This window comes from Vibrio sp. 03_296, assembly GCF_002265885.1.
Genome location: NZ_NPKW01000146.1, coordinates 18,274 through 32,638, shown reverse-complemented (window position 1 = coordinate 32,638; position 14,365 = coordinate 18,274). Strand labels below are relative to the sequence as shown.

Below are 14,365 nucleotides of genomic sequence, written 5' to 3'. Positions count from 1 at the left end.
CAAACAAAAATACCGCGAATCACTTCGCGGCATTTTTTATGTTCAAACCATCAACCTTCACCGGCTAAAGTTTTGTCGCAAGCGTGACCCCTTGCTTAATCGCGCGAACCGCATCCAGCTCTCCGGCGTAATCGGCCCCACCGATCACATGCAGCTTATCGCCAAGCTCGTGCCATTTGTCTTCAAATGGGCGAACCGATTCTTGGCCTGCACAAATGATGATGGTGTCGGCATCGAGCAATTGCTTCTTACCATTGAGGGTAATTTCCAATCCTTCAGGCTTGATACCGTCGTAACTCACGCCCCCGAGCAAATTCACACCACGTTTTTCCAATGTGCGCTTATGAATCCAACCCGTGGTTTTTCCCGGTCCTTTGCCTACCGCGCCTTTGCGACGTTGCAGCAACCACACCGTTTTGTCACTCATCGCATCCGGGAATGGATACAAGCCGCCCGGTTGCGTCATCTCTTTATCGATGCCCCATTCTTGTAGCCAGTCGTCTAGATTGTGCTGAGCGGGTTCTGTGACCATGCTCGCGACATCAACACCAATCCCCCCTGCACCGACAATCGCTATCTTGTTGCCGACTGGGGTTTTCTCACGGATCAATGTTTGATAATCGATCACTTTACTGCTTTCAGTTAGGCCGTCAATTTTCACTTTGCGCGGTTCAACCCCTGTGGCGAGCACCACTTCATCGTACTCTTTGAGCAGTTCTAACGTGGCGTCGGTATCGAGGCGTAAGTTCACTCCTGTTTCGTCAATCATATTGGCGAAGTAGCGAATGGTTTCACGAAATTCTTCTTTGCCAGGGATCTGCATCGCGAGGCGGAACTGACCACCAATGCGATCATTTCGTTCAATCAAATCAACACTATGACCACGTTGCGCCAAGGTGGTTGAACACGCTAACCCAGCAGGGCCTGCGCCCACCACCGCGATGCGTTTTTTCTCACTCGCGGGCTTCACCACCAACTCGGTTTCATGACACGCCAATGGGTTAACCAAACAACTGGCACGCTTGCCCTTGAATACGTTGTCCAAACACGCTTGATTACAGCCAATACAGGTATTGATGAGGTGAGATTTCGCTTGCTCCGCTTTGGCAATGAAATGCGGATCGGCGAGGAAAGGTCGCGCCATCGACACCATGTCCGCTTGACCAGAAGCAAGAATGCGCTCGGCTTCTTCTGGGGTGTTGATGCGGTTGCAGGTCACGATCGGCACAGAGACATGCGGCTTCACTTTCTCAGTCACCCATGTGAAGGCGCCACGAGGCACTTGCGTTGCGATGGTAGGTACTCGGGCTTCATGCCAGCCGATGCCAGTGTTAATGATCGTCACCCCTGCGTCTTCGAGCGCTTTGGCGAGCATAATCACATCTTCAAACGTGCTGCCTTGCTCCACCAAATCTAGCATTGATAGTCGGAAAATAATGATGAAGTCACTGCCTACAGCTTTGCGCACCGCTTTAACGATTTCTACAGCAAAACGCATGCGTTTTTTGTAGGTACCGCCCCACTCGTCATAACGCATATTAGTACGCTTACACAGGAATTGGTTGATCAGGTAACCTTCAGAACCCATGATCTCTACCCCATCGTATCCCGCCAGTTGTGCGAGACCTGCGCTGTTGGCGAACGCTTCGATGGTTTTGCGAATCTGTCTTGGGCTCATTTCGCTGGGTGCAAACTTCGCGATAGGCGCTTTGATGCCAGAGGCACTTTGCGCAAAAGGATGCATCGCGTAGCGGCCAGCATGCAGGATTTGCAACGCAATTTTTCCACCATGTTTGTGCACGGCTTCCGTCACCACTTTATGCGCTTGAGCGTGTTTGGGTTTACTAAATTCCGCACTCAGCGGGTGCAGACGACCGCGTAAATTCGGTGAAAAACCGCCCGTCACAATCAGACCGACGCCACCTTTGGCACGCTCTTCGTAAAACGCAGCGAGTTTTTGTAAGCCTTCCTTATGCTCCTCAAGGCCTGTATGCATCGAACCCATGAGCACTCGATTTCGCAGTTGAGTGAATCCGAGATCCAAAGGCTGTAACAAATGTGGGTACATGGCAGACATGACAAACTTCCATTTTTATTATCGTGGTCAGACCAGAGTATGAGCTCTTATCTAAAAAATCAAACATGCGTTTACATTTTTGTAACACCGATCAATCTTAAGTGAGCTATGCCATTTGGATTATTTGCGTGTTAAGCTTTGATAACTGTTATCTTTTGCATGACTTATTGATGGCGTTGGCGCCAGTTTGGCGATCATTTCGATCTTTCATGTGAATGGCTGAGACATCTCGTTACGGAGAAACAATGAAATCATTATTCAAACTCATCGGTTTGGTTTTTAAAGGAATATGGAAAGCCATTACCTTTGTGCGTCTCGCACTCACCAACCTGATTTTTCTACTGTCTATTGCGCTCGTTTACTTTATCTATTTCTACGGCCATGACACGCAGCCTCAGGTTGAGCAGCCTTCCGCATTGGTGCTGAACCTATCCGGCCCTATCGTCGAACAAAGCCTTTACATCAATCCGATGGATTCCTTTGCAGGTTCGCTGTTTGGGGAAGAGATTCCTAAAGAGAACGTATTGTTTGATGTGGTGGACACCATTCGCTATGCCAAAGACGACGAGAAGATCACCGGTTTGGTATTGTCATTACGCGATATGCCGGAGACCAACCTCACCAAGCTGCGTTACATTGCCAAAGCACTCAATGAATTTAAGGCTTCCGGCAAGCCTATTTATGCGGTTGGCGCCTTTTATAACCAAAGCCAATATTATCTCGCTAGCTACGCAGATAAGATCTACCTTGCCCCCGATGGCGGGGTTATGCTGAAAGGCTATAGCGCTTTTAATCTCTATTACAAAACGCTTCTCGAAAAGCTCGATGTGACAACGCATGTTTTCCGTGTTGGCACTTATAAATCGGCGATTGAGCCGTTTGTACGTGATGATATGTCACCTGCTGCTAAGGAATCTGCGACACGTTGGTTGACTCAACTGTGGAGCGCTTTCGTGGACGATGTGGCGAATAATCGCCAGATTGACCCAAAAACACTCAATCCTTCGATGGAAGAGTTTTTGTCTCAGTTGAAATCCGTCAACGGTGATCTCGCGGCTCTTTCCATCAAACTTGGTTTGGTCGATGAACTCGCAACTCGCCAACAATTAAGAGCGCAACTGGCTGAGAAATTTGGCGCAAGCGGGGATGACAGCTACAAAGCCATCAGCTACTACGACTACCGAGCAACCATGCGCGATAACTTTGATGTGAATGCTGATGATATTGCCATTGTCGTCGCCAGCGGCACCATCATGGATGGTCAACAACCGCGTGGCACAGTGGGTGGTGACACCGTTGCCGGATTACTGCGTCAAGCTCGTAACGATGACAAAGTGAAAGCGGTGGTATTGCGTGTGGATAGCCCCGGAGGCAGCGCATTCGCTTCAGAAGTGATTCGTAACGAAGTGCAGGCACTAAAAGACGCTGGCAAGCCAATTGTGGTGTCCATGTCCAGCCTAGCTGCATCCGGCGGGTATTGGATCTCAATGAGCGCGGATAAGATTATTGCTCAACCGACAACGCTCACTGGCTCGATTGGTATTTTTAGCGTCATTACTACCTTTGAAAAAGGCTTCAATAAACTCGGTATCTACACCGATGGTGTTGGTACATCGCCATTCTCTGGTGAAGGCATCTCGACAGGCCTTTCAAAAGGGGCATCACAAGCGTTCCAAATGGGCATTGAACACGGTTACCAACGTTTTATCAGCCTAGTCGGTAACAATCGCGATCTGTCATTGGATGCGGTGGATAAAGTGGCTCAAGGCCGAGTGTGGACGGGCTACGACGCGCTGCAACACGGGTTGGTTGACCAAATCGGCGATTTCGATGACGCCGTTGCAGAAGCAGCAAAAATGGCTCAACTTGAGAACTACAACCTCTACTGGGTCGAAGAACCGCTCTCACCGACCGAGCAGTTTATCCAAGAGTTTATGAAGCAAGTGAAAATCTCTATGGGCGTCGATATTCAAAGCATACTGCCACCGAGCTTACAGCCTGTCGCCCAACAAATGGAGCAGCACGCTTCGCTGTTGCAAAATTTTAACGATCCGAAAGGCTACTACGCCTTCTGTTTGAACTGCGAAGTGCAGTAGAAGTAAGAAGTGAGAGGCATCTGTGTAGCAGATGCCTCTTTTTCTTAGCCAAGTTTTCGCTATAATCGCCGCTCTGTTCCCCTACACCTAAGTGATCACTCACTATGACAAGAAAACACATCTATATTGCCTACACTGGCGGTACTATCGGCATGAAGAAGTCTGATCATGGCTACATTCCTGTCGCTGGTTTCATGGAAAAGCAGTTAGCAAACATGCCGGAATTCCATCGCCCAGAAATGCCGCAATACACCATTCACGAATACGAACCATTGATGGACTCTTCAGATATGACCCCTGAAGATTGGCAACACATTGCCAACGACATTCGTGACAACTATGACAAATACGATGGTTTCGTGATCCTACACGGCACCGATACCATGGCGTATACCGCATCTGCGCTCTCCTTCATGCTGGAAAACCTTGGTAAGCCAGTCATTGTCACAGGCTCTCAAATCCCCTTGGCGGAACTGCGCTCTGACGGCCAAGCAAATCTGCTTAACGCGCTGCATATTGCGGCCAATTACCCGGTTAACGAAGTCACTTTGTTCTTCAACAATCAGTTAATGCGTGGCAACCGCAGTGTGAAATCGCATGCGGATGGCTTTAATGCGTTTACATCGCCAAACTTACCACCTCTGCTTGAAGCAGGGATCAACATCCAGATCAGCAACAGCATCAAAGTGGGCGCGCAACCAGAAGGCGAATTCAAAGTTCATAACATCACGCCACAACCTATCGGTGTGATCACCATGTACCCAGGCATCTCACACGAAGTGATTCGCAACACTTTACTTCAGCCGGTGAATGCGATGATTCTGTTGACCTTTGGTGTGGGTAACGCGCCACAAAACCCTGAGCTATTGGCCCATCTCAAAGAAGCGTCTGAGCGCGGAGTGATTGTTGTCAACTTAACTCAATGTTTAGCGGGTAAAGTGAATATGGGTGGCTATGCAACTGGCTGTGCCCTCGCAGAAGCAGGCGTGATCAGTGGTTACGACATGACCCCTGAAGCAGCCTTAGCAAAACTTCACTACCTATTGAGTCAAAATCTGTCTTATGAAGAAGTGAAAACACAAATGCAGCAAGTGCTGCGTGGTGAAATGAGCTTATAAACTAAAAACCTAGAACCGGGATCTATTCTAGGTTCTAGGTTCTAGGTTCTAGGTTCTAGGTTCTAGGTTCTAGGTTCTAGGTTCTAGGTTCTAGGTTCTAGGTTCTTTAACGACTAATCTCGATTTGGGTTAACGCGGACAATATCTTCCTGACCCGATTGAAACTGTTTTTTCAGCTCCGCTTTCGACTTAAAACAGATTTCGCCACCCGCTGCCACTGACATATGCTCAGCATCAATATTGTGCTTAGATTGATACAACATCACAGCTTGCATACAGGAATCTCGCTGCGTTTGTGAAAGTGGTGTACCCTCTGGCCAACGTCCTGTTTCTACTGCATACGTCAGACGTTGGTAAACTTCTGGTGTCATTGCGCTGAGTAGCTGCTCTGTGTTCATAACATACCTTTACACTAACATTTTGTTCACAGAACATATCTGGATACTAAACTGAGTCAAGAAACAGTAAATAAATTGTTGTAATGGATCACAAGCAAATCACCATGAGTAATAAAATTTGGCTACTCGCCCTTAGCATACCGCTGCTACTCAGTGGCTGCTTAGAAGGCAACAAAACCACGGAAGAACTGTGTCAATCTCAACCAGGGCTACGCTGTGAAAAACTGAATATGGATGACGGGCAGTGCCGTGTTGCACGTACCGACCTTATTTGGCACCGCTTTGAGGTACTGAAAAACCCATCCGACAGCAACAAGATTAAGGAATACACGCTAACCGCTGAGTATCGCAAGTGCCTGGAGTTGGCTTCGCAAATTACACCCATCGATCAAAGTGCGTTAAAGCAAAAACGTTTTAATGCGCTGGTGCATAGCATTTCTGAACTTGAACGTATAGTGCAAGAACTTAGCTCTTCAAGTGAACCGGAAAGCCTCTATTTCCTTTGGAGCCAGACAGGCAATACCAATGCACGTCGTCAGTTTTTACAGATGGAAGGCACACCCGCGCTAGAAACCGCTGAAATGCAATACGCCTTGGCAACGTTTTATACTACACGTGATCAAACGAAAACCATCCAACTGCTTAATCATTCTCTCGAGTTGACCAAAGGCGGCAAAGTGAATACCGAAGCGTTAAAGTCATTGGCAAGTACCCATCAAGGATTACGTCAAATGAAGCAAGCTTACGTTTGGGCAATGGTAGCAAAAGAGTTTGATGTGCCCTTAGCCACAGAACGAGAAATGCAACTGATGTTTGGCTTTAGTGCACAGGAGTACAAACATCTGGATGCTTTAGCTGAGCAAGTGGCATCTGCGCTCGAAAAAGGGCAATACCGCTCTATGATGATCCCGAGTGACTTGTAGTCTTATACGCTCGTAGCCACATGCATATCGCAATGCTGCTTTAGTTCGGCGCTTATTTCAAAGAACGACGCACTCAAACTAAAAAACCTTCCACATGGAAGGTTTTTGTCTCTTGGTTACTCACGCCATTTTGACTCTTTCAGTATGATTGCTAGACACGATATGACTGAAAGCGGAGAACAGCGTTCGGTGAAAAATCACTCATTAGTTTCAATTTTGTTGAAAATTAACGACACTGAGTTGACACAAAAACGTTCTCCGGTTGTTTTAGGTTCATCAGGAAAAACGTGCCCTAAGTGGCTATCACATCGTGCACAGCGGATCTCTACTCGCTTCATTCCGTGACTAAAATCATCTAAATACAGGACAGCCATCTCATTAATCGGCGCATCAAAGCTTGGCCAACCACAACCTGAATCGTATTTGTTAACAGAAGAAAACAGCGGCGCATTACAGCAAGTGCATGCATATTCTCCGCTGTCTTTATTGTGCAGTAGTTTGCCACTAAAAGGAGGTTCGGTTCCTTGCTCACGACACACATGGTATTCCTGTTCAGACAATTGCTCACGCCATTGCTGGTCTGACTTGAGCACAACTTTACTTTCTTTTGTCACGTCACTAATTTCCCTTTTTCTTATTAATGTTGACGACTTTTTGTGCAAAAAACTTGCGAAGCATCATGGTTGTAGCACATACTTTCTCACCATCATGTCCTATGTTTTAAAATTGCTTAGAGCACCTGCTCTTGAGTTATTTTACGCCAATTGGTGAGTAGAATAACCGGTTCAAAGTTTAAAAAACGAGCATTTGCAAAGAATTGTTAAAAAAAGCGTCGCTTTTTTTTGACTTTAAACAAGTTAAGTCCGATTATCACTTGCAGATGTTTACTGGATTCTGTAATTTTACTACCAGTTATCTTTAATCAGAAATTAAGTTGTGGAGCAACTATAATGACTATCAAAGTAGGTATTAACGGTTTTGGCCGTATCGGTCGTTTCGTTTTCCGTGCAGCGCAAGAGCGTGCTGACATCGAAGTTGTAGGTATCAACGACCTTATCGACGTAGATTACATGGCTTACATGTTGAAATACGACTCAACTCACGGCCGTTTCAACGGTACTGTTGAAGTTGAAGGCGGTAACCTAATCGTTAACGGTAAAACTGTACGTGTAACTGCTGAGCGTAACCCAGAAGATCTAAAATGGGATGCAATCGGTGTTGACGTAGTAGCTGAAGCAACTGGTCTATTCCTAGACGACGCAACAGCTCGTAAACACATCACAGCTGGTGCTAAGAAAGTTGTTCTAACTGGTCCTTCTAAAGATGCGACTCCAATGTTCGTAATGGGTGTTAACCACACTTCTTACGCTGGTCAGGACATCGTTTCTAACGCTTCTTGTACTACTAACTGTCTAGCTCCTATCGCTAAAGTTCTTAACGACAAGTTCGGTATCGAATCTGGTCTTATGACTACAGTTCACGCTACTACAGCAACTCAAAAAACTGTAGACGGTCCTTCTGCTAAAGACTGGCGCGGTGGTCGTGGTGCTTCTCAGAACATCATCCCATCTTCAACTGGTGCAGCTAAAGCAGTAGGCGTTGTTCTTCCAGAACTAAACGGCAAACTAACTGGTATGGCTTTCCGCGTACCAACTGCTAACGTTTCTGTAGTTGACCTAACTGTTAACCTTAAGAACGGCGCATCTTACGAAGCTATCTGTGCAGCAATGAAAGAAGCTTCTGAAGGCGAACTAAAAGGCGTTCTAGGTTACACTGAAGATGCAGTAGTTTCTCAAGACTTCATCGGTGAAGTTCAAACTTCTGTATTCGATGCTAAAGCTGGTATCGCTCTAACTGATAACTTCGTTAAAGTTGTATCTTGGTACGACAACGAAATCGGTTACTCAAACAAAGTTCTAGACCTAATTGCTCACATCTCTAAGTAATTTCTACTTAGTAAAATAAGCACTTAGCGAAGAATTTCGTTAGACAAAAAGGCGACCTTAGGTCGCCTTTTTAGTATCACGGATTTGAGGTTAGCAATGGAGCTTTAGACTCTCAGCAGTGTCTGACTTCACGGTCCGTTTCTAAAACGAATCTTTTGAAACTGATTGTTAAGGAAATTCAGATGGATCTTAATTCACTTCCGGCGCTGACTGTCCTGTCTGATTGCGTCACCATTGTTGAAAAAGACAATGTCAAAATTGTTCGTGTGATTCACGAGAAAGCAACCGCAGGTATCTCTTTGTTTGGCGGCCATGTCGTCTCCTACCAGCCAGCGGGTCAAGCTGACGTCATTTGGATGAGTGACAAAGCAGTATTTGATGGTAAAACTGCGCTGCGTGGCGGTATTCCAGTGTGTTGGCCTTGGTTTGGCCGCATTGCAGCACCTGCACACGGCTTTGCTCGCACTTCAGAATGGGAACTGGTTGAACACCGCGAAAACGACAACGGTGTGATCGTTGAACTCGCCTTATTCCCGACAGAAGAGTTGCACAATCTCTGGCCTCATATGTTTGATGTTCGCTTAATCGTCGAGATCGGCGATGAACTGAAAGTGTCACTCAACATTCTTAATATTGATGATGAGGTATTCACTTTCTCTGGCGCTCTGCATACCTATTTGAACGTCGGTGATATTGAGCAGACTCAAACTATGGGCATGGGCTCTGAGTACATTGACAGTTTGAAAGCGGGCGAACTATGCCATGGTGGTGAAGTTTTACAATTGACCGACACGATCGATCGCGTCTACACGCAACCTAAGAAAGAGATTGTGGTTAAAGACCCAGTCATTGAACGTACTCTGTGCATTGAAAACCAAGGTCACAATAGCGCCGTGCTTTGGAACCCTTGGGCTCAAGGTGCCGCTGGCATGGCGGACATGAGCGATGACGGTTACAAAACCATGCTGTGTGTAGAATCCACTCTGCATGCAGACAGTATTATTCAGGGCAAAACGCTCAACCCAGGCGAAAGTCACCAGTTAACTACTGTGCTTTCTGCACGTTAAAGCTGACCATCGTTCAAACGCAGTGGGCAAATGTTCACTGCGTTGTTTATCCCATCCGTTCTCTGGTCATTCCATCACCACAAATGAGCAATTACTTAATAAATATCAATTAATTCTATCAATCTTCGGCTATTATCCCTTCCATTATTACAATCTATTCTTTCAAACATACATCGTGTAGAGGCTGCTGATTTCAGCAGGAATAACAGTGCTAGAAAAATATAAAAATCAAAGCGTCGGTTTTCAGTTAAAACTGGTGATTACGCTATGCCTTATCATCGCCTTTGGCGGAACCGCCACTCTTGTCTATCGTAACGCATCTGACGTGCTACTCGAAAACACGCTTCGGGAACACCAATCAAAAGTGGAATCAATGGCCGCAACCATTGCGGGCCAGTTTGATGCCTATTTACAAACCGCGAAGGTACTTGAATCCACTTTCCGCAACGGCTACTTGGCCGGTATTTATGTGGAAGATTACCAAGTGGATTTTAATGGCAAATCGCTGCGTAATATCACGCAATACGGTGAAAGCCTGATTAATGACACCAAACTTGTCGACAGTTTCACGCGAGATACTGGCGCAGTAGCGACTATTTTTGCTCCGTTTGGCGATGATTTTATTCGCGTTTCAACCTCGCTAAAAAATCCTTCAGGACAACGAGTTGTTGGTACCACTTTAGGCTACAACCACCCTGCCTATCAGAAGCTCCGCGCGGGACAGGCCTATTACGCGCAAGTGAAGTTGTTTGGTGAAAGCTACATTACCTATTACTCGCCCATTCTTGACGCACAGAACAAAGTCACTGGTGTTTCTTTCATTGGCTTACCCGTGCAAAAAGCAACAGAAGATCTCTTTAGTGCGTTGAATCAGGTGAAATGGGGTGACACAGGTTACACCATCGTCGTTGATAACGAGCAAAGCAACCTTGGTAAGTACTTGCTGCATCCAACCCGAACCCAACATGACCCTTCTATTATCGATACCGCAGATTACGACGGCAACAAACCCTATGTCGCGATTTTTGAAAACAAAAGCGGTTTGATTCGCTACCGCCATGAATATCAAGGTACTGTTGGGGAGAAATACCTCGTCTATACTGAAATTCCTGGCTGGAACTGGAAGCTTCTTGGCGGCACCTTCATTTCAGAAGTGACGAAAGGAAGTCAAACGCTGCTTAAATTGATTATCGCCACCGCCGTAGCCGTTGCTACATTTGCGATCTTGACGTTTGCCATCAATCGCAATCTTCACCCTTTGACGACCTTAAATGCTCTGATGGCAAGGCTTGCTAAAGGTGAAGTGAGCATTCAAATTGCGAGCACGGGTCAGCCTTCAAAAAATGAGATCACCAACCTAACCAACGGCGTTGCCAACATGGCAAATCAGCTCAACATGCTGGTAGGCGAAATTCGTCAAACGGCTGAAACCGTGTATATCGCGTCACACAGTGTTTCTGAAGATGCGGGCAATAACCTATCTCAGGCAGATCGCCAACAGGAACAGGTGGAGCAAGTGGTGACGGCCATTGAAGAGATGGCCACCTCCGCTCAGTCGGTCGCTCAACAAGTGGAGAGCATTGCGGATAACGTTCGCAGTGCGAATGAGGATAGTCAATCTGGATTGAGCCTAGTAGAAGGTGTCTGCATTGATGTGGCAGAACTGAATGATCAACTTGATCGCTCTGCCCATGCCATCAAACAAGTCAACACCGACAGCGAAAGCATTCAAACCGTGACAAAAATGATCGATGAAATTGCGGAGCAAACCAATTTACTGGCACTGAATGCCGCCATCGAAGCTGCGCGAGCCGGCGAACAAGGCCGTGGCTTTGCTGTGGTTGCTGATGAAGTAAGAACGCTTGCTCACCGTACCCAAACTTCAGTCAAGGATGTGGTTCAGATTATCGAGAAACTTAAAGCATCCACGGGCAATGCGGTGGGGCTGATGAGCCAAAGCCAGCAAAGTGCCAATCAAGTGCTTGATAAGGCACAAGAAGCAGGTAGTTCCCTAGAAGCCATTGCGAGCCAAGTTCACGCCATCGCGGCGCAAGCGGAAACCATTGCCGCCACCTCAGAGCAACAAGCTCAAGTGTCGCAAGAAATCGCGGCCAATGCGCACTCGATCAGCGATCTTAACCGACAGAGCCGAGCCACTAGCGCGCAAACGTCTGAAAGTGCTGAAGAGCTGCAAAAACAGGCTAACTCACTTAAATCGCAAGTCGACTTTTTCCATTAATTTGTAGAGCGACCAAAAACAAAGGGCGAGTTTTCGCCCTTTGTTGTCTTTTACTTTGAGTGTTAATTACACTTCCAGCACTTCCCTTTAACCCGAGTATTAAACCAAGTTGTAGAACTCACACCTCCAGACTCAGCCCAATCCACCACCTGCGGATAAGCCAAGGTGCTATCAATGTTTTCATAAGGGTGTTTCCAAGCGGTTGGAATCGAAAGTGCCCAAGGTAATCCTTCAGCCGTTAAATAAAACTCGCCTGCCTGTGCGTCTGTGACGTCTACCCCTTGGCCAAACGAGTTGCTATTGGCGAGATCACTGCTTGGGTAATTCATCAAGTGCACTTCCCGGCCTCTTTGCGCTGCTCGGAAGATAAAGGGATTCAGCGTATGGCTGGCAAGTGGTGGCATCGAGCTCTTGAGTATGAGAGAGACACTGTAATCGATGACAGGTCTGTCATCACCCATCTCTGTATTATAAAAATCACTGTTGGCATCGCCAGGTAACAAAGTACTGATGCTTTCTAAAACCACGAAGACCAATTCGCCACTGTGTCCATTTTCAGCCGCCACGCTGGCACTGACGCCATCGACGACACGTGTCAAACTGCTCACATCGGCAGATTCTAAGCCCGCGATCGACAAGGCAAAGCGATTATCCACAGACGCCCCTCTTGCTACCGCCTGACCAGTAAAATCTAGACGAGTAATCTGATTGTTCGCGTTGGTGTACACCTCGTACGCGTAATGTGAGACAAAATCGTTGAGATCATAATCACCAGCAAATGGCCACATGTCTTCATAAGTTAGCGTATACCAACCGGAAGTAGGGGTACGTGCGTAAAAGGCAATGGTCGGGTCGTTAGGTGCATAATCATTGGCATCCGCCACACCATCTCCATCTGAATCCCCTATTTCAGGCCATTCTATTTCGGTGATATCGCTGATTAAACCATTGGCATCTTCAGCTTGCACTTGCACTTTCCAGCGCTCACCATTGTTGGTTTGAGAGGCTGATACACTTGCGCCGGTATGATTATTTTTCCCCGCAAACTCATCATCGACAAAGAATCCCTGCCCAACATCAACAAACCAACGATAATTGTAACTGACGGAATCACCATCGGGATCGGCGGGAGTCGGGCCAATAATCGACACGACTAAGTCATCATTGGTCGATAGCCCTTGGCTTCGGCTTAGCTCAGGAACAGAAGGCGGTGTATTGCTCGTGACCAAATAGGTCACCGTCATTAAGCTGTAGTCTAACGTCGTTAGCCAGCCGCCATTGTTCATATCAATATCCAAAAAGACATTCACTAAACCATCATTAAGCGACGCTATCGGCAGAGCAAACTCAGTAATCGACCATGTATTGTTGGTCCCTTGTAAAAATCCAGGATTCAGTTGAACACCATCGACGGAAACGCCGTCGTATTCACCGTTTTCACCACGAAAGGCTTCTGAATCAACATCGTATGCATAGATGGTCAATTTCGCTTCAAGAATCTGAGCGCCATCAGGGATCGCTATTGCGTGCTGCCAGCCATAATCTTGATTGGCATTGCTATAGATGCCAAAACCATAGGCACCTGGCGAGACATAGTGTGGCGCACTACTGCTTTCATCAACCGTTTGAGTAATCGTGACAGAACCATCAGCGTTGACGACTTGCGAGTTGTTCGTTGCGGCCGCCCAAGCCACTGGGCTCAGCAAACAGAGAGAAACGGCAAATGGGCTAAAATGCTTAGTTGATGTCATGGTCGTTCTCCTAATCCGAGTCCAGCGCGATATCGCAGCCAACCGTAATTTCATCGACAATCACAGCGATATCAGTATGAGATACGCATTCAATGCCACGCACGCTCGACATCGCTTTGATGGCTTGCCAATGCCCAGCCAACTCAATTTGATAGGTCAGTTCCCCCGAGACATCGGTGAGGCCAGTAAACATCGCGACTGAATCTTCTACGTCTCCAACCACGCTAAACAAGTGCACCAAATGTTGGCCGCGGATGGGCATTGACTCCCCGCCCTGCTGACTAAAATTGCTCACTAGCTTAATCGTGACCTGCAGATGTTCGCTCCCTTTCCATTCGAAGCCAGTCGGCGCGGCAATATCGCTAAACTGGGTTTGAACTTCGGGCGTAGGAGCAGAACCAGATCCACCTCCGTCTCCACCACCACACCCCGTCAAAAGCCCTAAACTGACGGTCCCCCAAACCACTGCTTTCGTGAAATCGTTCATCGTCGCTCTCCCTTCGTGTTTTTAGAACACTTAGCGAAAGGTGTGCCAATCCGCATCCAACTGATTTTTAATAAAAACATTACTTTCCTCAGTGAGAGTTACTGAGATTTCTTTGAATGATTCTCAAATTAGGAAGACTGCAAAGACAAGGAAAACAGCGCTAACCAAGCGGATTAGCCTTTGGCGTCACAGCCAAACAACGGGATAAGAAGAACACCTAACCAACCTTTTTAAACAATAAGATAGATATACCAATCATCATT

General features: G+C 46.9%; 11 protein-coding genes. 6 read left to right on the top strand and 5 right to left on the bottom strand.

Translation table 11 applies throughout. The features are described from left to right. Positions 1 to 64 precede the first annotated feature (64 nt). Positions 65 to 2,077, bottom strand: coding sequence for an NADPH-dependent 2,4-dienoyl-CoA reductase (locus CIK04_RS19360; RefSeq protein ID WP_017428838.1), 2,013 nt, complete (start codon positions 2,075 to 2,077; stop codon positions 65 to 67). 245 nt (positions 2,078 to 2,322) lie between these two features. Here CIK04_RS19360 and sppA point away from each other — a divergent pair, with 245 nt between their 5' ends. Together sppA and ansA are read left to right on the top strand one after the other, a co-directional pair. Then, positions 2,323 to 4,173: a signal peptide peptidase SppA gene (gene sppA, locus CIK04_RS19355; protein WP_097352852.1), complete on the top strand. Its 1,851-nt coding sequence runs from the start codon at positions 2,323 to 2,325 to the stop codon at positions 4,171 to 4,173. A 104-nt stretch (positions 4,174 to 4,277) separates the two neighbouring features. Continuing rightward, positions 4,278 to 5,291: an asparaginase gene (gene ansA, locus CIK04_RS19350; protein WP_097352851.1), complete on the top strand. Its 1,014-nt coding sequence runs from the start codon at positions 4,278 to 4,280 to the stop codon at positions 5,289 to 5,291. Between the two features lie 113 nt (positions 5,292 to 5,404). Here the strand turns inward: ansA and CIK04_RS19345 are convergent, their stop codons facing one another. Then, the gene (locus CIK04_RS19345) at positions 5,405 to 5,689 is read right to left on the bottom strand and encodes a YeaC family protein (RefSeq protein ID WP_011080935.1); all 285 of its coding nucleotides are present in this window, start codon (positions 5,687 to 5,689) and stop codon (positions 5,405 to 5,407) included. 83 nt (positions 5,690 to 5,772) lie between these two features. Here CIK04_RS19345 and CIK04_RS19340 point away from each other — a divergent pair, with 83 nt between their 5' ends. Beyond that, a complete protein-coding gene (locus CIK04_RS19340) occupies positions 5,773 to 6,612 on the top strand; it encodes a DUF2989 domain-containing protein (RefSeq protein ID WP_097352850.1) in 840 nt (279 codons plus the stop codon). A 197-nt stretch (positions 6,613 to 6,809) separates the two neighbouring features. Here the strand turns inward: CIK04_RS19340 and msrB are convergent, their stop codons facing one another. After that, on the bottom strand, positions 6,810 to 7,226 hold the full coding sequence (msrB, locus tag CIK04_RS19335) for a peptide-methionine (R)-S-oxide reductase MsrB (RefSeq protein WP_176463380.1): 417 nt from the start codon (positions 7,224 to 7,226) through the stop codon (positions 6,810 to 6,812). Between the two features lie 336 nt (positions 7,227 to 7,562). Here msrB and gap point away from each other — a divergent pair, with 336 nt between their 5' ends. The 3 genes from gap to CIK04_RS19320 all read left to right on the top strand — a co-directional run bounded on the left by gap (position 7,563) and on the right by CIK04_RS19320 (position 11,864). Continuing rightward, positions 7,563 to 8,558, top strand: coding sequence for a type I glyceraldehyde-3-phosphate dehydrogenase (gap, locus tag CIK04_RS19330; protein WP_011080938.1), 996 nt, complete (start codon positions 7,563 to 7,565; stop codon positions 8,556 to 8,558). Between the two features lie 182 nt (positions 8,559 to 8,740). Beyond that, the gene (locus tag CIK04_RS19325) at positions 8,741 to 9,625 is read left to right on the top strand and encodes a D-hexose-6-phosphate mutarotase (protein WP_097352849.1); all 885 of its coding nucleotides are present in this window, start codon (positions 8,741 to 8,743) and stop codon (positions 9,623 to 9,625) included. A 208-nt stretch (positions 9,626 to 9,833) separates the two neighbouring features. Continuing rightward, complete coding sequence (locus CIK04_RS19320) at positions 9,834 to 11,864, top strand: methyl-accepting chemotaxis protein (RefSeq protein WP_097352848.1); 2,031 nt, start codon at positions 9,834 to 9,836, stop codon at positions 11,862 to 11,864. A 62-nt stretch (positions 11,865 to 11,926) separates the two neighbouring features. Here the strand turns inward: CIK04_RS19320 and CIK04_RS19315 are convergent, their stop codons facing one another. Then, on the bottom strand, positions 11,927 to 13,615 hold the full coding sequence (locus CIK04_RS19315) for an LruC domain-containing protein (protein WP_097352847.1): 1,689 nt from the start codon (positions 13,613 to 13,615) through the stop codon (positions 11,927 to 11,929). A gap of 10 nt (positions 13,616 to 13,625) precedes the next feature. Then, positions 13,626 to 14,102: a hypothetical protein gene (locus tag CIK04_RS19310; protein WP_097352846.1), complete on the bottom strand. Its 477-nt coding sequence runs from the start codon at positions 14,100 to 14,102 to the stop codon at positions 13,626 to 13,628. Positions 14,103 to 14,365: the final 263 nt, after the last annotated feature.

Excerpts from the sequence above, each read along its gene's own strand:
- CIK04_RS19360 (WP_017428838.1), bottom strand. The coding sequence starts at position 2,077 with ATGTCTGCCATGTACCCACATTTGTTACAGCCTTTGGATCTCGGATTC.
- sppA (WP_097352852.1), top strand. The coding sequence starts at position 2,323 with ATGAAATCATTATTCAAACTCATCGGTTTGGTTTTTAAAGGAATATGG.
- ansA (WP_097352851.1), top strand. The coding sequence starts at position 4,278 with ATGACAAGAAAACACATCTATATTGCCTACACTGGCGGTACTATCGGC.
- CIK04_RS19345 (WP_011080935.1), bottom strand. The coding sequence starts at position 5,689 with ATGAACACAGAGCAGCTACTCAGCGCAATGACACCAGAAGTTTACCAA.
- CIK04_RS19340 (WP_097352850.1), top strand. The coding sequence starts at position 5,773 with ATGGATCACAAGCAAATCACCATGAGTAATAAAATTTGGCTACTCGCC.
- gap (WP_011080938.1), top strand. The coding sequence starts at position 7,563 with ATGACTATCAAAGTAGGTATTAACGGTTTTGGCCGTATCGGTCGTTTC.
- CIK04_RS19325 (WP_097352849.1), top strand. The coding sequence starts at position 8,741 with ATGGATCTTAATTCACTTCCGGCGCTGACTGTCCTGTCTGATTGCGTC.
- CIK04_RS19315 (WP_097352847.1), bottom strand. The coding sequence starts at position 13,615 with ATGACATCAACTAAGCATTTTAGCCCATTTGCCGTTTCTCTCTGTTTG.
- CIK04_RS19310 (WP_097352846.1), bottom strand. The coding sequence starts at position 14,102 with ATGAACGATTTCACGAAAGCAGTGGTTTGGGGGACCGTCAGTTTAGGG.